Origin of the sequence: Flavobacterium gossypii (genome assembly GCF_014138495.1) — a bacterium.
GTDB classification, from domain to species: domain Bacteria; phylum Bacteroidota; class Bacteroidia; order Flavobacteriales; family Flavobacteriaceae; genus Flavobacterium; species Flavobacterium endophyticum.
In genome coordinates this window covers 451615-471513 of sequence record NZ_JACJIS010000002.1, presented here as the reverse complement: position 1 = coordinate 471513, position 19899 = coordinate 451615, and the positions used below count along the sequence as shown (strand labels likewise).

At 41.5% G+C, this 19899-nt stretch carries 15 protein-coding genes; 6 read left to right on the top strand and 9 right to left on the bottom strand.

The genetic code is table 11. The features are described 5' to 3' along the window. Window positions 1-81: 81 nt before the first annotated feature. Window positions 82-1518: an AAA family ATPase gene (locus GGR22_RS12005; RefSeq protein ID WP_182493862.1), complete on the top strand. Its 1437-nt coding sequence runs from the start codon at window positions 82-84 to the stop codon at window positions 1516-1518. Window positions 1519-1682: 164 nt separating this feature from the next. Further along, window positions 1683-2372: a hypothetical protein gene (locus GGR22_RS12000; RefSeq protein WP_182493861.1), complete on the top strand. Its 690-nt coding sequence runs from the start codon at window positions 1683-1685 to the stop codon at window positions 2370-2372. 243 nt (window positions 2373-2615) lie between these two features. Here the strand turns inward: GGR22_RS12000 and GGR22_RS11995 are convergent, their stop codons facing one another. From GGR22_RS11995 to GGR22_RS11960, 8 genes are all read right to left on the bottom strand, one after another. Continuing rightward, window positions 2616-3593: a DUF6268 family outer membrane beta-barrel protein gene (locus GGR22_RS11995; RefSeq protein ID WP_182493860.1), complete on the bottom strand. Its 978-nt coding sequence runs from the start codon at window positions 3591-3593 to the stop codon at window positions 2616-2618. A 35-nt stretch (window positions 3594-3628) separates the two neighbouring features. Further along, the gene (locus GGR22_RS11990) at window positions 3629-6715 is read right to left on the bottom strand and encodes an efflux RND transporter permease subunit (protein ID WP_182493859.1); all 3087 of its coding nucleotides are present in this window, start codon (window positions 6713-6715) and stop codon (window positions 3629-3631) included. Window positions 6716-6739: 24 nt separating this feature from the next. After that, on the bottom strand, window positions 6740-7783 hold the full coding sequence (locus tag GGR22_RS11985; protein WP_182493858.1) for an efflux RND transporter periplasmic adaptor subunit: 1044 nt from the start codon (window positions 7781-7783) through the stop codon (window positions 6740-6742). An 18-nt stretch (window positions 7784-7801) separates the two neighbouring features. After that, on the bottom strand, window positions 7802-9151 hold the full coding sequence (locus tag GGR22_RS11980; RefSeq protein WP_182493857.1) for a TolC family protein: 1350 nt from the start codon (window positions 9149-9151) through the stop codon (window positions 7802-7804). Between the two features lie 190 nt (window positions 9152-9341). Beyond that, window positions 9342-9953: a TetR/AcrR family transcriptional regulator gene (locus GGR22_RS11975; protein ID WP_182493856.1), complete on the bottom strand. Its 612-nt coding sequence runs from the start codon at window positions 9951-9953 to the stop codon at window positions 9342-9344. Between the two features lie 71 nt (window positions 9954-10024). Beyond that, complete coding sequence (locus GGR22_RS11970; protein ID WP_182493855.1) at window positions 10025-10795, bottom strand: methyltransferase domain-containing protein; 771 nt, start codon at window positions 10793-10795, stop codon at window positions 10025-10027. An 89-nt stretch (window positions 10796-10884) separates the two neighbouring features. Beyond that, window positions 10885-11877 (bottom strand): PAS domain S-box protein, encoded by a 993-nt coding sequence (locus tag GGR22_RS11965; RefSeq protein ID WP_121377277.1) that lies wholly within the window; start codon window positions 11875-11877, stop codon window positions 10885-10887. A 198-nt stretch (window positions 11878-12075) separates the two neighbouring features. Then, window positions 12076-13908 (bottom strand): ATP-binding protein, encoded by a 1833-nt coding sequence (locus GGR22_RS11960; protein ID WP_182493854.1) that lies wholly within the window; start codon window positions 13906-13908, stop codon window positions 12076-12078. A gap of 363 nt (window positions 13909-14271) precedes the next feature. On the opposite strand from GGR22_RS11960, the gene GGR22_RS11955 reads away from it, so the two are divergent. Next, window positions 14272-15483 carry an aspartyl protease family protein gene (locus GGR22_RS11955; RefSeq protein ID WP_182493853.1) on the top strand — a complete coding sequence of 404 codons (1212 nt, stop codon included), beginning with the start codon at window positions 14272-14274 and terminating at the stop codon, window positions 15481-15483. 2 nt (window positions 15484-15485) lie between these two features. Here GGR22_RS11955 and GGR22_RS11950 read toward each other — a convergent pair whose 3' ends face one another. After that, on the bottom strand, window positions 15486-15785 hold the full coding sequence (locus GGR22_RS11950) for a SemiSWEET family sugar transporter (RefSeq protein ID WP_182493852.1): 300 nt from the start codon (window positions 15783-15785) through the stop codon (window positions 15486-15488). A 201-nt stretch (window positions 15786-15986) separates the two neighbouring features. On the opposite strand from GGR22_RS11950, the gene GGR22_RS11945 reads away from it, so the two are divergent. The 3 genes from GGR22_RS11945 to GGR22_RS11935 all read left to right on the top strand — a co-directional run bounded on the left by GGR22_RS11945 (window position 15987) and on the right by GGR22_RS11935 (window position 19705). After that, on the top strand, window positions 15987-16718 hold the full coding sequence (locus tag GGR22_RS11945; RefSeq protein WP_182493851.1) for an endonuclease: 732 nt from the start codon (window positions 15987-15989) through the stop codon (window positions 16716-16718). Next, window positions 16715-17437, top strand: a complete 723-nt coding sequence (locus GGR22_RS11940; RefSeq protein ID WP_182493850.1) for a DUF72 domain-containing protein — start codon at window positions 16715-16717, stop codon at window positions 17435-17437. Before GGR22_RS11945 ends, GGR22_RS11940 begins: the two co-directional genes overlap by 4 nt. Window positions 17438-17539: 102 nt before the next feature. Next, window positions 17540-19705: a catalase gene (locus GGR22_RS11935; protein WP_182493849.1), complete on the top strand. Its 2166-nt coding sequence runs from the start codon at window positions 17540-17542 to the stop codon at window positions 19703-19705. The last annotated feature ends 194 nt before the right edge of the window (window positions 19706-19899 follow it).

Sequence of the window (19899 nt, the reverse complement as noted above, 5' to 3'; positions counted from 1 at the left end):
GGCAGAGAGAACATGGTTTGCTTTGATTCGCGACTGACAATTATAACACGTTAATTCTAATTTTTATTACTACTAATATTTATGACGACATATTTAAAATTAAGGAAATTTAAAAAAATTACCGAAGAAATTGTTTTGACCGATTTTGCGCCAATCAATTATATAGTAGGAGAAAATGGTAGTGGAAAAACAAGTATTCTAAACGCATTATCATTTTTAAATGATGGTAGTAATTCTAGGCATTTTTTTGGACCGCATAGTATTGTTGAGTTTTCCGTTGATGAAAAATCCGCGCAATTAAAATGGAATAAAGAAAATCCAAACAAAACGGAAAATCATAGCACTTTACTTATAAATATTTATATATTACTTTCAAATTTAGAGCAAGAAAAAGGAGCAAATAATTTAAAAGGTAAAGCAAAAATTGATTCTTTAATTGGTATAGGTGATTCAGCAGGTTTATCGAAATTAAACGAGTTTTTTATCGAAACAGGAAATCATCCTTTAGTTGCTAAGAAATATGTTGATCAAGATGACCCATTTAATCAAGATAATGGTCGATTAATATTCGAAAGTGAAGTTGGAGAAGTAAATCCAATTTTTATTGCAGATGGTTTACGAGCTAAGCATAATTTTACAAAAAATATTAAAGATTGGGTAGAAGCAATTAATGAAACTCATTCTACAAACATTTTTATTATTGAAGAGCCTGAAAATAATTTACACCCAAATTTTCAAAAAGAAATTCCATCAATCCTTGAATCTATACTTAAAAAAATAAACCCTGAAATTGTTGAAAAAATATTTTTCTTTATTTCGACACATAGTCCATTCATAATAAGTGCTTGTGCAAAATATCCTAATCAGAAAGTCTATCCAATTCAAAATGGAATGCCTTTATTTATTGATTCTAAACATCAATCGTGGAACATCACTAATGAAAGTAGTGGATATAATGGCTCAGATTGTGCTTACATTGTTAGCAAAATGCTTGGAGCAGAAATAACGGACATAGGTTATCCTGAAAATTTTGGAGTTCTAGAAGAATATTCTTTACAATTAATATTAGACAATGCTAGAGATAAGGGTATTATCAAAAATATTCAATTTGTTTCGGCTTCAGGAATTAGTAAAGCAGTTGATCTATCTACAACCATTTATGAACTAGAAAAATTGAATACTTTAGTAAAATGCAATCCTTACTATTTTGATAAGTATTTCATGGTGGTAGACAACATATCAAATATAAAAGATGATAAACTAAAAGAGCGAATCAGCAAAATTGAGAAAAGATTAAATGAAAGATTTATTCAGCTTATGCTTGATTCTCTTGAAAATTACTATCAAAATATTGACAAGGAAATATCGGAGAAAGCACTACATGAACTATCAGAAAGTGATAATAAAAGCAAAGGTGAAATTAAGTTTCGATATGCTAAACAAATTTCAGATATAATAGTTAGTCGTGAGGATTTTTCTAAATTATTCAATTCAGAACTTGATTTTTTACTTGTATAAAAACCACAGTAAAAGCGGTTACACCCACAATGGCTGGGTTGGTTAGTTACTTTGACGTTTTTCTTTACGAAAAATCTTAATTAATCTTACTTGGCACTATCACTGTGCAAATTCGTAGCAGTTTTTAGGCGAAACGTTATCAGACATTATAAAACCCCGCATATATGAAAATAAATGAGTTAAAGGAATATTTAGTTTCGAAAAATTTAGTCGTAGAACAATGGGAGTTGACTATCATTTCTTTAATTAAAGAACAAGAAAAATTATTTGAGACATCTTCTGAAAAAATTAATGGAAATGCTAAATCCAGAAAAATATTTGAGAAACGATTGTCTAAAAAAGCGAAAGCATTTGGGAATTCTGTGGAGGAATTAACGCAATATACCAATGATATTCGAGACATGGAAAATATGTCTATGGAGGAACTCGAAAGACGAGGAGAACAATTAATTGCAAGTTTCGAGAACTCAAAAAACTTTTGGACGTTAAAAGATAAAAACAATTTTAATACTATTTATTCCGAATTCATAGAAATCAAAAAAAATATTACTATTACAAATAGAATTTCAAACTTTTTCTTAAAGTATGAATTCACCAAGACATTAGTGCAGTTACTGATATTTACCGTCTCATTTATCTTTTCTTATTTCGGTGGTCAAGCTCTAGAACCATATTTTACACATTTTAATGATATTACAATACAGTTTTTCATTGCTCTCATATTGTTTTTGACTTTAGAAAAAGTGCTGGACAAGTTTGAAGACTACCTTGTTTATTGGAGAGTAAATCGATTATTTAAATATTTTAGAATAATTATGCCGCTTACCCAGAGATTGAAAAATAATAATAACTAATAATAGCCTGTAACTGCAATCGCTGAGATTTTGGTAGCATGGTGTTAATTAATTAGAAGATGATAAGAGTCATTAATAAATTCGCACACTAATCAAGCAATTGAATTCCCAATACTGATGCTAGTTGAAATATGAAGAAGACAAACAACTAAAAATTTTTAAATCTCACTTTTTTTAATTAAGATAAAATTTAAAAAAGCCACTCTTTTGAGTGGCTTTTTCAACTATAGTAAGCAAACAGTCCTAAAACGGATTATACGAAAAACCAATATTGAAATAGCCGTTCATATCTTGCTTTACCTCAAGATTGTCTTTGTCGCGCCTTTCGCCTCGTTCAGATAACTGACCTCCAAAGATGTTGGCAACGCCGCCTCTAAAGGTTGCGATCAGGCTCTTGTTGAGGTGGTATTCATAGATAAAGCCTGTCTTGACTTCGTTTCGGCTAAAGCTGTTTACGTTGGCAAAACCGGATTGGCTGGTGTAGGTGTAAAAACCTTCGCTTTCGAAAGCACTTCCTAACGACAGCCTGCCGTTTTCAAGCAGCGACCTTCTCATGTAGATATATCGTGGAACGATGAGGTCAAGCGTCCAAGCGGATCCTGCAAACTTGTGTTCGTAGGTGAAAACAGGCAGGGCCGGAAATTGAGAAGCGGGATCGACAAAGGCGACAAAACCTGCCCCGATGGTAGTTCTTTCGTTTTTCTTTAGGATGAGAGTGGTGAGAATCATACCTGTAATTCGTTCATAGCCTTCGTCTGATCCGTCTGCAGTGACCGTGGCATTGAACATCACGGGCTTCTTAAAAAGCATCGAGAACTTGGTATAGCTGAGCGAGGTAGAGAAAAAGTGGTAGTCTTCACTTTTGGTCAGCGGAAAGTCTTGGAAGTCTTCTGATACATTCCTTACTTTTTCTATGTCGAATGATTCCAGCTTGTATCTTGCCGATGCGGTTATCGACCAGGTTGGTTTTTTAATCAGCTGTACGTTCATTGCGGCCTTGAATCTTCTTTGGCTTTTGATGGTGCCTTCTTCGAGGTCTTTTCTTTTGTATTCAGAATCATAGTCGGTTTCTGAAAACTGCTCGTACTGGAGGTCGAGGAACCGCGTGGTCGGAAACTTGTTGGTAATTGCCTTGCCGGCTCTTTTCTTGATAGAATCGGATTGGGTTTGCGCCGAAACAGTCATGACGGGCAAGAGGAGAAGCACAAAAACATTTTTCATAGTTTATAATTTTAGGGGTTAATAATACGCGTTGTTTATTTTGCAGGAGGGTGGTTTGTGACCGGCACTGTTTCTTCTGATGATTTTACGGCAATGCTTGGCGCTATCAGCTTGTAGACTACAGGGGTCACCAGCCTTGTCAAGACGGTGGAACTTATGAGTCCGCCAATGATTACCCATGCCAATGGTGAATAGAATGGGGAGTTTTCGAGCACTAACGGCACCAATCCCAGAATTGCGGTCATCGAAGTGAGGATGATGGGCAAGAAACGGGTTTCTCCGGCCACTTCAATGGCTTGGTCAATATCCATTCCTTCTTCGCGGAGCTGATTGGTGAAATCGACCAGAAGGATGGAATTCTTGACTTCTATTCCTGCCAGGGCAATGATACCGATGCTTGCCATAAAGGATAGCGTGTTTCCTGTCAAAAATAGGATGACCACGGCACCCACAATTCCCAATGGAATAACCGACAGGACAATCAGCGAGCTCTTGAATGTCCTGAACTCTAACAACAGGATGGCCATAAATCCGAAAACGGTGATGAGGATAATGGTTCCGAGCCCGCCGAAGCTTTCCTGGCTGCTTTCGAGTTCTCCAGCGGCTACATAGGAATAGCCTTCTGGGAACTGAATCTTATTTATTTTTTCTAGAATCTTCTGGGTGGTTTCTTGGGTATTGTATCCGTTTTTTACATCGCTTGTAATCAGAGCGTATCTGTTTTTGTCATAGTGCTTGATGAGCGGTACCGAGGTTTCATATTTCAGGTCGGCGACTTGCTGTATCGGAATTAGATTGCCGTTTTGCGACGTGATGTATAGCTTTTGGAATATTTCGGGCTTTGGGTGCTTGTCTCGACTAACGGATACGTTTATTTTATAATTGTCTCCCTTTTCGTCTTTATAATCGGCAACATTCAGGCCGCTGATGCCCATGCGGATGGTCTGGTCGATAGTGCTTGAGGGCAATCCGATTAATGCAGCCCTGTCTTTGTTGATATTTACTTTTATGTCTGTTTTGTAAGTCTGCAACAGGTTGTTAGGATAGATAACGCCCTCGGTGTTTTTAATTTCGGTTTCTACTTTTGCGGCCAAAGAGCGCAGGGTATCGAGGTTGTCTCCAAAGACTCTTATAGCGATGGGTGCTTCGATAGGCGGTCCTTGCTCGAACTGTTTTACTTCGATTTTTGCTCCGGAATAGTTCTCAAACTTGGCACGGAATTTTTCTATGATCCCTTCTAATTCTTCGATATCCATTTCATGCAGCCTTATGAAGATCTGTGCGTAATTCGCGGCATCTTTGTGCGGATTGACATTGTAGTAGATACGTGGATTTCCTTGTCCGACATTCGTATAGACAGCTTTGGCTCTTTTGTCTTGCATGATTGTCTTTTCGACATATCGGGCAATTTCGTTGGTCTTGTAAAGGTTGGTTCCTAAAGGGGTTTCGATATTGACTAAAAACATCGGCTTTTCGGACCTAGGGAAAAGGCTGAAACCTACGACGTTTGTCAGGGCAATACTGCCAATGAACAGGGCAACGGCAATTCCGATCGTAAGATAGGGTCTTGCCAAGGCTTGGTGCAATACGGGTTTGTAGACTTTGTTGATTCCTTTTTGTAATTTTCGCAGTACGATATTTCCTTCTTCGTGGCTGTGTCTTTTTAGGATAAGGCTCGCTAAAAACGGAACAACGGTCAGAGAAACCAATAAGGAAGCCAATACAGTCGTGATTACGGCCATCGGCATGCTTCGGATAAAATCTCCTGACACTTCGGGCAGAAATACTATCGGCAGGAAGGACACAATCAGGATGGCGGTACAGCCGATAATAGCGACACCTATCTGGTGCGTGGCATCGATGGCGGCTCGATAGGGAGAATGTCCGTTTCGGAGGTAACGCTCAATGTTTTCGATGACTACGATACTGTCATCTACTAAAAGCCCTAATGCTACTACGAGTCCGACAATGGTAAGCTGGTTGATGGTATAGCCCATAGAATCTAAGAGGAACAATCCTATGGCGATGGAAAGCGGAATGGAAATCATCACGACGGTTGCCGCACGAAGTCCGAGCGGGGTGAGGGTGAAGATAACGAGCAGTATGGCGATGCCGAAATCCCTGAAGAAATGGTTAAGCCTATGGCCGACGTCTTCTGCTTGGATAAAAGTGTTTTCTAGTTTAATGTTGGCAGGAAGCTTGTGCGAGAATTTTTCAATTATTGGGGCGATGTTTTCATTGTTCTTGATAATGTTGGTTTCTTTTTTCTCGCTCACGGCTATGAAAATAGCACGTTTTCCGTTGTAGCGGGCTATGTAGGTTTCGTCTTCGTAGCTCATGGTAACATCGGCAACATCTTTGAGGTAAACGATACTTTCTCCTGAGGTCTTGATGACTGTATTTTTTATTTCTTCGAGGTCTTTGTAATCGCCGCTGGTTTTGACATTGTATTTTTTGTCGCCTGCATCTACGCTTCCGGCCGGAATGTTTTCGGCTTCTCCCTGGATGGTGTTCATTATAGCATCGAGAGCGATGTGGTTGTTGGCGATTTTTTCGAGGTCTACATTGACCTTAATCTGCTGTGCAGGATAGGCGAGGATTTCTACTTTTTTGACAGCGCCTACTTTTTCGATTTGTTTTTTTAGTTCGTCGGCACTATCATAAAGTTGTTTGTACGTTGCAGTGTTGCTCAACAGGGCAATCTGGTAGGTGTTTACGTCGGAAGGATCGATCTGCTCGACTTCAAGGCTTTGGAGGTTGCTGGGCAATATGCCTCTCAGGCTGTTGATTTCGCGTACGACCTCATTGTGTTTGTCGTCTACGTTGACGCCATAGTCAAATTCTACGGTAGTGACAGAAACGCCGTCGTTGATTTCGGTTTTTATTCTTTTGACATCATTGAGTTCGTTGATCTTGTCTTCTATCGGCTTAACGATAAGTTTTTCCATGTCTTCAGGGCTGGTTCCGGGATAGACGGCCACAATCGGGAAATTCGGCGCATGAACGACCGGGTCTTCGCCCCTCGGCATGTTCAAAAAGGAATTGAGCCCAAGCGCAAGCGCGAGCAGAAACACCACTATTGTAAATTGGTAATTCTTGACTGAAAAGTTTACTATTTTCATTGTATCGGGTTTAGGGGTGTCGTATTATTTGGTTCCTGAGAGCTTGATTTTGGAGTCGGGTAGGAGATAGGCAGAACCGTCGGTAATGACAGTGGTTGTGTTTTCTAATCCGGAGCTTACGGCTACGCGGTCGTTTTCTGTGAAGGCAATTTTTATCTTGTGCTGTTTTATGGTCTTGCCGTCGGGCTCAAGGGAGTAGACCGTTCCTGAATTTTCGTTCGCTTCAACTATGGCCGCACTTGGAATGAATTGCAGGAGTTCTTTATTTGAGGGATGAATCTTGACCTTAGCCGCTAATCCGTTAGCGAATTTGGCATCTTGAGGATTAATTTTCAGCTTGACAGAGAAGGTTCCGGTTTCTGGATTGGCACCTACGCCTATTTCTGAAACTACGGCTTCAAATTCCTTTTCGCCATAAGCATCGGCAGTGATTGTGGCTTTATCTCCTTTTTTTAGCTTTACCCAGTCTTTGTCAGACAATCCTAGTCGGATTACCCAATCGTTGTTGTTGGTGGAATTGATAGTATAGACAGCTGTTCCTGCGTTGGCAATTTCGTCTTCGTTCATCAGTTTTTTGATGACGCTTCCGGATTGGTTGGCATAGATGGCGGCATGCTGCTTGTTGAATTTTGCTATCTGGTACGCTTGCAGGGCGGTGCTAAGCGCGGTACTGCTGTTTTCGAATTCTTCGGTAGTGGCGGCATTGTCTTTGTAGAGATTCTCCATTCTTTTGTAGTTTCGCTGTGCTTTTTCGTAGTCGTTTTTGGACTGCTGCAGCTGTGCGGCAATTTCGGTCGTGTTGAGGATGGCGATTAATTGTCCTTTTGCGACTCTGTCTCCTTCTTGCACATATAGCTTTTCTATAATGCCGCCTACTTTGAAGGAAAGGTTGGCTTCGACATCGGACGTGATGATGCCGCTTGAAATAATGGGACGTGCGTATTCTTCTGTAATGATTTTTGCCGTCTTGATTGTGATGGCATCGTCTTGAACGACTGCTGTTTCTTTTTTGCCACAGGCAACAATTAGGGCGAATGCCATGAACGGGATAAGTTTGTATCGTTTCATATTTTTATTTTTTGAGTTTTAAAATTGATAAGAGGCAGCGGTGCGTTCTACTTCTGCCAGTTTGATGAGTACGTTGGTGTTGGACTGCTCAAAGGCCAGTTGTCCGTTGATGAGCTGCGTGAAGGCATCGTTCAGTTCGACCAACAGTACAAGTCCTTGGTCGTATCTTGCCTTGGTTTCGCGGTAGTATTCTTCGAGGGATTGTAGGTTTTCTTTCGCGCTTTTGAATTGTACTTCGGCGGTATCGAGTTCGTTTGTGGCGGTAGTGAGCTGGAGCTGGAATTGTTTCTCGGTTTCATCGAGCTGGGTGTTTAGCGATGTGGCTTCTGTTTTGGCAATTTTCACTCTGTTACGGGTCTGGAAGCCTGTGAAAAGGTCCCATTTGAGCGAAACAATTCCCGTCAGGTAGCGGTCGTCTGGGTCGAACTTGAGGTAGTTGTTTTGATATCCTAGATTTAGGGACGTATTTATAGTTGGGAAATAAGAGGCTTTTTCTAGACTGATGTTGTATTCTGCTTGCGTAAGGGCGCTTTTTAAGGCAGTTATTTCTTCCCTGCCTGATGTTTCAAAAGATGGCGTTTTCATTTGTGTTTTAGAGAAATGGAAGCCTGTAGTGTCTATGGCTACTTTGTCGCTAAGGGCGGTATTTGTCAAAAAATTAAGATAGGCATTGGCTGTCTTCAGGTTGTTTTCAGCTTCGGCTAATTTTGCCTGATTGTCGTTGATATCGGAAAGAATTCTCAACGCATTGCCTTTTAAAGCTTTTCCGTTTTTGACTCTTGATTCGGTCAGCTTATAGTTTTCCTGCAACAGCTTTGCCGCGTTTTTAAATATTTCGATCTGGTTGGTTGCCATAATGCTGTTGTAATAGGCAGTCTTGATGTCTTTTACAAGACTTCTTTTATAAACCATGACTTCAGCTTGTTTTTGGTTGATGGCTTCTTTCCTGATTTTGTTGCTGATGTAGATTTCGGCATTGACCAAAGGAAGAGTTACCGATAACCTATGGTCATAAAAATCATTCGCATTGAGGTTGAATTTTTGGTTGGCAATGTTTTGGAAATTGTTGGTTCCGGTCAGCTGATTTAAAGTGCTGTAAACAGGATTCATTAAATCTCCAAGAGGCAAGTCAACGGTACGCCCTCCGCTGGAATAGAAGTAGTCGCTCCTGAAAGAGAGCGTAGGATAGAAGAGTCCGCGGGCTTCTTTTAGCGCATAGGAGGCTTTTTGCAGGTCGAAATTTTGCTGCTTGAGGGCGAGGTTTTCTTTCAGCCCTTTTTGGATGTAGCTGTCAACGGTATTGTTTTGGGCATAGGTAGGGCTTATGGCCAAAATTGCTACTGCTAGGATGGTGGTAGTTGCTTTCATTGAAATGGTTTTATTTTATGAGCGTTGTTTAGTTTGTGTCTAAATTTTTTTAGACAACGAGCGACTATGATAACTATTAGTATACTCATGTCATTAAATGAACAGTGTTTATTGATGATGTCAAAAAAATACCGTTGGTACGGCATGATTTTAACGCAGAAAATTATTGCATATTGTGGCTGTTTAAAAATTATGTTGCAATACTGTCTACGAAGGTGTCGAAAGATCGTATAAAAAAGTCTTTCATGTTGACTTCTTCAAACATTTTGCAACGGTCTCTAATATGCAAGGCTATTATTCCGTGCAGGTAGCCCCATATAGCGAGTGAAGCGAGTTCTGGGTCTTCGTATCGTATTCTTTTTTGTTCGACGCATCTTTTCATTACAGATAGCAGGAAATCATAAGCAATCAATCCGCTTCCCCATTGTTCTTTTTTTCTGTTGATAAGCTCTAATGGCTTCTTGATAATGAACATCAGGTCATAATACTCTTGATTGTCAAAAGCAAATTCGATGTAGATGTGTCCAAGCCTTTTTAGATAGACGATAATATCGTCATTGGTATCCAGCTTTTCAAAATCCTTGTTCATCTGGGCAAAACCTTGCTGCATGATATAGTGCAGTATCTCGGTCTTGTCTTGAAAATAAAGGTATATGGTTCCTACGCTGTATTCTATTTTGCTGGCAATGGCTCGGATGGATGTCTTTTCATAGCCTTGCGTCAGAAACATTTCAGTGGCGGCTTTCAAGATAATCTCCTTCATTTCAAGCTTTTCTCTTTCTTTTCTCTCTTTGATTCCCATGATCTGTTTTTATGATTGCAAATATAATGAACGGTGTTCAATAAAAAAACTTTTTTGAAGATAATTTGTATTTATAAGGGTTTCTTGCCGTAAAGAAGGATTCGCTTGAAGGCATAAAGAGCCGGCAGTTTTTGAAAATGCGATGCAATCTTCTTTTTAAAGGTTTCGATAAAAAGTTCTTGGTCGGCGCCTTCGAGACGTTCTAGGTACGGAACCAGAGCGGAACCTGAAATAAAATCATAGAGCGTATCATGATCTTCTGTAATGATCGGATATACTTTTTGCATAATGTTGATATTTGTCAGGCCGCCTTTAAAGAATAGTTGTGCGTAATCGTCTATGCTTACTAGAGGCGATATCCTTTTCCATCCGCCGAGTGCTGTCCTAAAAGGTTCTTGGTCGACGAGATCAAGCAGTATCTGATTGAGTACGTTTTCTTTTTGTACGGGCATTTGGATTGCAATCTGCCCGCCTGGATTGAGCATTGCAATTAGTTTCGGGAATAGCTGGTGATGGTTGTCTGACCATTGCAGGGCAGCATTGCTGAAGAGCAGGTCCCATCTTTTATCTAGCTCTGCGGTTTCTTCTATGGTAGCAAGGCAGAAATGAAGCCGATCAGTCTTATATTGACTTGATTTTGAAAGCATTTCGGCTGATGAATCTACTCCAAGAAAATTAGAATTTTTAAATCGTTCTGCGAGCAAAGAAGTCTGTTCGCCTGTGCCGCAGCCGATATCAATCGCGTTCATTGCTTCAAGGGGTTCTATGAGGTCAGCAAGGTCAAAGAAAGGTCGGTAGCGTATGTCTTTGAATTTATTGTATGTTTCCGGATTCCAAGGCATGATAGTGTATTTTGATAGGCCTGAGGGAGGCAGACGAAAGATACAAAATTTTGCAATGCGGAGGTACAATCACTTGACTAAGCAACTTGCTATTGGTTGGCTTTTTCTACAATTTCGCGTATGCTTTTGTCGAGCTGGTTGCCGCAGGTTATGAAATGCTCGAGCAGCTGCGTCCCTTCTGGAGACTTCATGTCGATATCTTTGGCGAGATGCAGTATGCCCATCATATTGGCAAGCGGCGCCCTGACAATATGCGACTGGGTGAAGGCAATGTCTTGCAGCTTTTTGTTTTTTTCTTCGATGTCTTGGATATAGCGGACGCGCTCTGTAATATCATTAGCGGCTACAAGCACATGTTTTTCATGGCTTATATAGATGATGTTGCTGACTAATTCGACGTAGATGATTTCTCCATCTTTTTTCTGATGGCGGTAGAGGCCGCTTGAAAATAGCTTGTCGTGGTTTCTTAAAAAATCGATGGCTTCATCGAGTTTTTGTACGTCTTCTGCCGGCCGAATGTCTTTTAACGTCATCTCTTCGAATTCTTCTTTAGAATAGCCATATTTCCGTATTGCTGCATTATTGACGGTACGAAATTTTAGTGTCTCTACATTATAAATCCACATGGGCATAGGACTGAGCTGAAAGAGGTCGGTATATCGTTTCCGCGATTCTTTTAAGGTGAGGAGTATTTTGTTTTTTTCTATGGCATGCACGATACTTTTGTAGACGAGCCATGAATTCATCTCTCCTTTTATGATGTAGTCGGAGATATTCAGCGACAAGAGTTCATGGGCATAATCTCTATATTTTTCATCTAAAAGGACGATGACTTTGCAGAGGTCGATAACCTTTCCTATTTCTGAGATTAGGTCTTGCTCTTTGTTTTCTTGTAGGTCTAAGTCGAGAAATGTGATATCGAAAGAGGAATGGGCTAATTCGTTTTTGGCCTGCTCAAAATCTGTTGCATGGACAATTATCGGGGAAGAGATTCGCTTATGCAGCATTTTTTGCATGATTTGAAAATCTTCGGCGTTATCCTGAATGAGTAGGATCTTATAGGGGGATTGATCTTTTGCCATACATTAGTATTTAAAAGTTGAAACGGTAGCCTGGGGAGACTGGCGGGTAGCCTTGTTACTAATTTACGTCAGAAGTACAGGGCGTATGTTATAGAATAAAAGTGTTTTATTATATATTCATGGACAAAATGCGAATATTTAGCTATTTATAGTATGTTTCTTAGAATTGCCTTCATAATTGTATACTATTTCTCTTTTTTAAGAGAAAGGCAAATCCACAATAAAGGTAGTACCGCGGGCTTCGTTATTTTCAAACCAAATTCTACCTTTGTGGGCTTCAACGATCTGCTTTGAAATCGCGAGTCCCATACCAAAAGGCTGCTCGCCTGCAGTGCCGGGTCTTTTGGCTTCGGTAAAAAGATCAAATATCTTTTCGCTCATCTCGGGCGGTATGCCAATGCCTTCGTCTTTTACTACTATGCGGATGTCGTGTTCTTTCTGCATCATTTTGACGTTGATTCTGGTGCCGCTAGGGCTAAACTTGATGGCATTTGCAATGAGATTGCTGATCACCCGCCAGAGCTTTTCGCGGCTTGCCGCAACTACTGCGGGAATAACTTCTAAACTAAGCTGCTGTTCTTTGGCCGCTGCCTTGCTATTTAAGAGCGACACGCAGTATCGTAGCATTTCGGCTATATCTACCGGTTCTTTGTTTAATTCTTCGCTGCTAAACTGCAATTGCAGAAGATTATCCACCAGCTCAAGCGAGTGCTGGCTCGATGTCTTGATCAAGTCGAGCATGATTTGGTCTTCCTCGGGCCTGTCGGTTTCTTCTAGCATCATAGAAGTGACCGAATAGATGCCTCCCATGGGATTGCGGAGGTCGTGTGCTACAATGCGCAACATGCGCGTATTGTCGGCCTGGCTTTGCTCGAGTGCAGATAACGCTTCCTTCATCTGGTTGTTTTGCTGTTTGCTGCGGCGTAAATGCTTGCGGATGGAAATAATCATAAAAACAGCCAGCAAAAAAGCAATGCAGGATAATATAGTCAACGCTACTTGATACATATAGCGGCCTTCTAAAGCCTTCACCTGTTCGTCTTTGAGCGCATAGTCGATATAATCGATACCCGATTGGTTGTTTAGTTTTGCCTCTTTGTCGTGGATGTCGATGAGCTTTTTGCTGTAGTTTCCTGCCATGGCATGATCTCCGCGGGTGTCGTAGAACTCAAACAGCTTGCGGGTCAAGATCTCGCTATAGAATAAGTAATCGTTGTGCTCGGCAATGGCTAAGGCTTGACTGTAATAGGCTACGCTTTTTTCTGGATCGGTCTTTTCTAACTGCTGTGCTATATCTATGTGCATGTCCATAGACACATAGTATAACTTTTGATCGATGGCTGTCGCAATGGTTTGCTCTAGCAACGCCAAGCCTTCGGCGCGCTTGCCATGGCTGATAAGGTCATCGGCTATGAGCTGATCTATAGCTACCAACGTTCGCTTGTCTTTGTACTTTGCAGCAATTTGTTTGGCAACATTGATATAATATCGGGTCGAATCTCTACTGAAACGGGCAGGATACGACAGCAAATAGTTATAAATAACCAAAGATCGGATGGAGTCTGTACGGAGCTGTCTTGCCTGCCTAAACGCCTGATCGTAGCGTTGGATCGCCTTATCGTCTTTGCCCATTTCTTGATAGACCATGGCAATGTTCATTAAGGCTTGAACCGAATTGACGGAATCTACCATTTTCTTATAGCCCGTATATCCTTCGTTATAATACTTTAAAGCCAGCTGAAAGTTACCCTTGATATCAAAAAAGATACCCAGGTTGTTCATCGCATCGGCCTTACCGCGTTCGTAATGGTGGCGCTCGGCAATGTCGCGAGCCATTCGGGTATAATAAAAAGTACTGTCTGCATTCTTTTCATACAGCAGCGTGGCCATTCGGTTGAGCGCATCTACATAACGCAGGCTGTCCTTGATTTTAGGAAGAGAGGCCTGGATGTTTTTTAGCTCAGAGGATTGTCCCCAGCCTAAATAGCACGATAGTAGCAACAGACAGAAAAACAGTAGTCTTTTTTCCATAGCCTAAAAGTTTATTCTAGATTGATGTTTGGTAGATGGGAATGCCCGAAGCACCTGCTAATTTAAGCATTTATATGATATGTAGTTTATAGTGGATAGTTTATAGTTTATAGTTGAAAGTCATAAAGTTGTAAAGTTGTAAAGTCGTAAAGTTGAAAGTAGGGGTAGTAGGGCTGCAACCTACAAGCAAAGGCAAGCATTCCTATAAAACCAAAAACATTTCCAAACCCAACTATCCACTATCCACTATAAACTATCCACTACCAACTGTCAACTATAAACTATCCACTATCCTAAATATTTCTTCTTGAATCCCTCATAATCAATTTTCGATTCCTATTTTTGTGTAAACTCACTTTTAAGATGATGAAACGATTAGCATTATTTCTGTTTACCACAATTGCTTTTGCCCAATCCAAGCAAGAAATTAAAGAAGGAAAGATAAGACGCGACAAATACCTTTTTACAGTCGAAGCCAATCCGAAAAAATTCAATGCTACTGTCAAGTTTGATTACGTGTATGACGAATTGTTGATTCCAGTTACGATAAACGGAAAGACGTACAACTTTCTTTTCGATACCGGTGCCGTAACCATTCTGTCTCCCGAGCTTGTCGCAGAGTTGGGATTAAAGCCGGTCACCTCAAATAAGTTAATTGATGCTGCTGGAGTGCAAACAGAAGCACCGATTTTTATGCTTGACAATCTAAGCGTATCGGGCGTTACGTTTTCAAAGGTGGGGTGTGCCTCAATGAGCCTTGATTCCTTTTCTACCGTATTTTGCAGCAAGATACATGGCGTTTTTGGCACCAACATGATGAGGCTTGGCAACTGGAAGATTAACTACGACAGCCATACCATCGATTTTTCTACCGATAAGATAAAGCCAGGCTTTGAGTATAATACAGTAGACTTCGAGCCCAATTTTTCCGGCAGCCCTATAGTACATCTTATTACAGGAGGCATCCGGTTTCCTGCCTTGATTGACACCGGAAATAATAAGTATATCGATCTTCCAGATACCGTATACAAGCAGTCAAGATTGCCAAAAACCGCTATTTCAAGAAAGAGCCATGGCAGAGCCTCTTTTTCACTGAGTGGCAATAACAACCAAGAAGAAATAGCTGTCTTGGCAGATTCGCTTTACTTTGGGGAAATAGCGCTGACAAACCAGCGGCTAGGTGTCAGCCCAAGTTCCCAGATTCTTATAGGAAACAAATTCCTGAAGCAATTTAAAGAAATCATCATTTCTTGGGACAAATCGAAAATCTACGTTCCAAAACAGACGCTGCCGCTTGAAAAAGAATTTGCGTTTGGATTTACGCCATTCATAGAAGACGGCAAATTGGTTGTGGTAGAAATTTGGGAAGGTTCTGAAGCTAAAAATAAAGGAATGGCAATAAACGACGTCATTCTAAAAGTCAATGAGGTAAACATGACGGCAATGACCCCAGAACTTTGGTGCGAATTTCTAGGCATGACCAAAGACAAAGAGTCTGTAACCGTAGAATTCCAGAAAGCAGATGGCAGCACAAACTCCTTGCAGCTCAACCGTTTTGAACTGCTGAAACTTTAGCCCTATTTATCATCTACTTTTAAAGCCTTGTGAATACCCTTTATTTTTTTGTCTGAAATCCAAGACAGGAAGAGGATAATCATGCTTAGCAGAGATGATATGGCATTGGCAATAATCAATGGCCAGTCCGATTGCAGTATTCCATAAATCACCCATAAAGAAGTACCTGTCAGCAATACGAGATACGTATTTGCCGACACGCCCTTGCTTGTTTTCTCCTTAATAATTTTATAAGCTTGCGGGAAATTCGCGATTGTGGTAAAGAAGGCCGCCAATATCCCGATGATTGATGTTGTTTCCATAGTGTTGTGCATTAGGCGCAAGCTAATTTCTGCCTAAAAAAACGATTGGGCTTATACTTATCCTTCAAAATGTTTCATGATTGCCGTTTCTTGTCCACCTCATACAACATACAAACAAATGATATAATCATATAAGAGTATATTGTGGGAAGGGGCTTACTTTTAAGTAGCGTACGTCATTAAAGCAATACCGAAGAAATAATGCCAGAAGGTCCAAGCATAGTCATACTAAAAGAAGAAGTCCAGCAGTTTGAGGGGAAAGAGATCATTGCTGTTTTTGGAAACAGCAAAATCGACCAATCCCGGCTGCTGCACCAAAAAGTAATCTCTTTTCGGAGCTGGGGAAAACATTTTCTGGTCTGCTTCGAAGACTTTACGCTCCGCATCCATTTCCTGCTATTCGGAACCTACCGAATCAACGAAGCCAAAGAGTCGCCCGTACGATTGAATCTTACCTTCCCGAACGGCGAGATCAATTTGTATTCTTGTTCGATAAAGTTTCTGGAGGGCGACATCAATTCACATTACGATTGGAGCGCCGATGTGATGAATGAAAGCTGGAATCCGAAAAAAGCGAAAGAAAAACTGAAAGAAATTCCCAATAAGCTAATCTGCGATGCCCTGCTGGAACAAGACATTTTTGCGGGCGTGGGAAACATAATCAAGAATGAGGTCTTATATAGAGTCCGCATCCATCCCGAATCGCTGGTGGGAAAGATTCCCAAGAAAAAAATCAATGAGATTGTTGAGGAAGCCCGCAACTATAGCTTTCAATTCCTAGACTGGAAAAAAAACTATGAGCTCAAGAAGCACTGGCTGGCACATACCAAAAGCCAATGCCTCCGGTGCGACCTTCCGATACTGAAGAAACATACAGGAGTCAAAAAGCGCAGGAGCTTTTTCTGCGAGAACTGTCAGATACTGCACCAATGAAAAAAGAAACGATACTGATCGGCTGTTCAAGCTATAACACGGCAGAATGGAAAGGCATTTTCTATCCCGAAGACCTGCCCAAAAGCAAATGGTTTCAATTCTACTGCCAGCATTTCGCTACCTATGAGCTCAATGCTACATTTTATAGGTTTCCGACCGTCAAGAGCCTTCAATCGTGGTACGAAAAGAGTCCAGAAGAATTCACATTCTCCGTAAAGGCTCCCAAACAGATTACCCACATCCAAAAGTTTGCCGACTGCGAAGCGCTCATTGAAGATTTCTATGCCGTCTGCAGTGCTGGATTAAAAGACAAATTGGGATGCGTGTTGTTCCAACTGCCGCCAAGTTTCACCTATACCCAAGAAAGACTAGAACTGATTTTAGGATACCTAAAGCCCGAATTCAGGAACGTAATAGAGTTTCGCAACGAAAGCTGGTGGAACAGCCAAGTCTTTGATGCCTTTTCAAAAAGCAAGGCCGTCTTTTGCAACGTACGCTATCCGAAACTGCCAGAAGGCATTATTGAGACTTCGAGTGTCGGATACCTGCGATTCCACGGTAGCCAGAAATTGTTTTATTCCAGCTACAGCCCAAAAGAACTCGAGAAAGTGCTTGATGAAATCAAGAAGACCGATGTCGAGACCTTCTTTGTTTATTTTAATAATACGGCGAGTTCGGCCGGAATACTAAATGCATTAGAAATGAAGCGATTGCAATAGCTACCAAATCCTGCAATTTTTGTCGAGAATGCTATAAAGAAAGAGACAGTTAAAAACCCCAACTTTATAGTAAGAGCAAACAAAACTAAATAAACCAGGATTATGAAAAAAAATGACGCCAATTCGGACGGTGCCGAAAATAAGAAACAGCACGATTTAGCCAGAAATAAATCAGATGGCACCGATCAATTCATGACCACAGATCAGGGAGTCAAGATCAACGATGACAACAACAGCCTTAAAGCAGGGGAGCGCGGACCTTCGCTCTTGGAAGACTTTATCCTTAGGGAAAAAATCACGCATTTTGACCATGAGCGCATACCAGAACGTATCGTTCACGCCAGGGGTTCTGCCGCACACGGCTACTTTCAGCCCAATGCAGATGCCAGTACCTATTCTAAAGCAGGATTCCTGCAAGACCCCAATGCCATCACGCCTGTTTTTGTGCGCTTTTCGACAGTAGCCGGCTTTCGCGGCTCTACAGATTTGGCAAGAGACGTAAGAGGCTTTGCCGTCAAGTTTTATACCGAAGAAGGCAATTTCGATTTGGTCGGAAACAACATACCCGTCTTTTTTATTCAAGACGCCTCGAAGTTTCCAGACCTTATCCATGCCGTAAAGCCAGAACCTCATAACGAAATTCCGCAGGCCGCCTCTGCACACGACACCTTTTGGGATTTTATATCGCTTATGCCAGAGTCAATGCACATGGTCATGTGGGCGATGTCAGACAGGGCGATTCCGAGAAGCTATCGAATGATGGAAGGCTTCGGCGTCCATACCTTCCGATTGATTGATAAGAACAACAAATCGAATTTCGTCAAGTTCCATTGGAAGCCGAAATTAGGGACGCATGCCGTTGTTTGGGACGAGGCCGTAAAGATTTCAGGTAATGATCCTGACTTTCACCGCCGCGACCTATGGGAAGCTATCGAAAACGGAAGCTTTCCGGAATGGGAGCTGGGAGTGCAGGTAATACCTGAAGCCGACGAGCACAAGTATGATTTTGATCTGTTAGACCCTACCAAGCTAGTTCCAGAAGAACTGGTTCCGGTTACTATTATCGGAAAAATGGTGCTCAATAGGAACCCTGATAATTTCTTTGCAGAAACCGAACAGGTGGCTTTCCATCCAGGACACGTCGTTCCCGGAATCGATTTCACTAACGATCCTTTGCTTCAAGGCAGGCTGTTTTCGTATACCGATACGCAGCTGTCCAGACTAGGAAGCCCTAACTTCCACGAGATCCCTATCAACAGGACGATCGCTCCGATGCACAACAACCAGCGCGACGGACACATGCGACAAGAAATCAACACAGGCAGGGTAAGTTATTTTCCAAACTCGCTAGGAGGAGGCTGTCCCTATCAAGCCAAGATTGCCGAAGGCGGCTTTGCAAGCTTTAACGAAAGGATCGATGCCCGCAAGGTAAGAGAGAGGAGCGAGAGCTTTTCGGACCATTTCAGCCAGGCGAAGCTGTTTTTTGAGAGCCAGACCGAGGTAGAGCAGCAGCATATCATCAATGCCTTCCGCTTTGAACTGAGCAAGGTAGAAACCCCAGAAATTCGTACCCGAATGCTCGGGCTGCTTTCGCAGGTAGATAAGGGGCTGGCGCAAAAAGTGGCGGCAAACCTAGGGATTGCCGTTCCGGACAAGCCAGAGAAACCAATGAACAAAGGTATCGGCGCCGATGCCGACCAAAACAAGCACGAGCCTAAAGCCGTAAAGGCAGCTGTCCAAAAGTCTGATGCCCTGAGCATGATTAACAACAAGACCAACTCAAAAACAATCGAGTCGCGCGTGGTAGCCTTTTTATGTTCCGACGGTGTCGATTCGCAATCGGTAAACGCCATGAAAGCCGCTTTAGAAAAAGAAAAAGCAGTCGTTAAAATCATAGGCACCAATGCCACGGCCATTACAGGCAGCGATACTAAAAAGATAAAAGTAGACCATAACCTGCTCACCGTCTCATCCGTATTGTTTGATGCCGTATTCATTCCGGCCGGAAAAGCAAGCGCAGAGGCATTGGGCAAAGAAGAAAAAGCCATCGAATTCTTAAACGACGCCTACAAGCACTGCAAGGCCATAGCTGCCGATAAGGAAGGGATAACGCTTCTAAACCATACCAATTTTATACTAAAGCTGTCCGACGAAAACAGCAAAGAAAATGGCGTATTCACGAACGAAGTGCCAAAAAGCAACCTGCCGCAGGATTTTATTGAAGCGATGGGTAATCATCGTGTTTGGAAGAGGGAAAATAGTTTATAGGGGATAGTTTTTAGTTGATAGTTTTTAGTTGATAGTTTTTAGTGGAAAATGGATAGTTGTATTTGGGATTTTTGATTTTAGATTTTTGTTTGGTGGTTGAAAGTTAGGAAGTGGAAAAGTGTAAAGCTATGAAGAATAAACAAATTTATTTATTAAGCAATCGCACAAGCCCTAAATCTAAAATCAAAAATCCT

Bases quoted from the DNA above. Each gene is read 5' to 3' on its own strand.
- GGR22_RS11980 (WP_182493857.1), bottom strand. From the start codon at position 9,151: ATGAAAGCAACTACCACCATCCTAGCAGTAGCAATTTTGGCCATAAGC.
- GGR22_RS11950 (WP_182493852.1), bottom strand. From the start codon at position 15,785: ATGGAAACAACATCAATCATCGGGATATTGGCGGCCTTCTTTACCACA.
- GGR22_RS12005 (WP_182493862.1), top strand. From the start codon at position 82: ATGACGACATATTTAAAATTAAGGAAATTTAAAAAAATTACCGAAGAA.
- GGR22_RS12000 (WP_182493861.1), top strand. From the start codon at position 1,683: ATGAAAATAAATGAGTTAAAGGAATATTTAGTTTCGAAAAATTTAGTC.
- GGR22_RS11995 (WP_182493860.1), bottom strand. From the start codon at position 3,593: ATGAAAAATGTTTTTGTGCTTCTCCTCTTGCCCGTCATGACTGTTTCG.
- GGR22_RS11985 (WP_182493858.1), bottom strand. From the start codon at position 7,783: ATGAAACGATACAAACTTATCCCGTTCATGGCATTCGCCCTAATTGTT.
- GGR22_RS11990 (WP_182493859.1), bottom strand. From the start codon at position 6,715: ATGAAAATAGTAAACTTTTCAGTCAAGAATTACCAATTTACAATAGTG.
- GGR22_RS11935 (WP_182493849.1), top strand. From the start codon at position 17,540: ATGAAAAAAAATGACGCCAATTCGGACGGTGCCGAAAATAAGAAACAG.
- GGR22_RS11965 (WP_121377277.1), bottom strand. From the start codon at position 11,877: ATGGCAAAAGATCAATCCCCCTATAAGATCCTACTCATTCAGGATAAC.
- GGR22_RS11940 (WP_182493850.1), top strand. From the start codon at position 16,715: ATGAAAAAAGAAACGATACTGATCGGCTGTTCAAGCTATAACACGGCA.
- GGR22_RS11945 (WP_182493851.1), top strand. From the start codon at position 15,987: ATGCCAGAAGGTCCAAGCATAGTCATACTAAAAGAAGAAGTCCAGCAG.
- GGR22_RS11960 (WP_182493854.1), bottom strand. From the start codon at position 13,908: ATGGAAAAAAGACTACTGTTTTTCTGTCTGTTGCTACTATCGTGCTAT.
- GGR22_RS11955 (WP_182493853.1), top strand. From the start codon at position 14,272: ATGATGAAACGATTAGCATTATTTCTGTTTACCACAATTGCTTTTGCC.
- GGR22_RS11970 (WP_182493855.1), bottom strand. From the start codon at position 10,795: ATGCCTTGGAATCCGGAAACATACAATAAATTCAAAGACATACGCTAC.
- GGR22_RS11975 (WP_182493856.1), bottom strand. From the start codon at position 9,953: ATGGGAATCAAAGAGAGAAAAGAAAGAGAAAAGCTTGAAATGAAGGAG.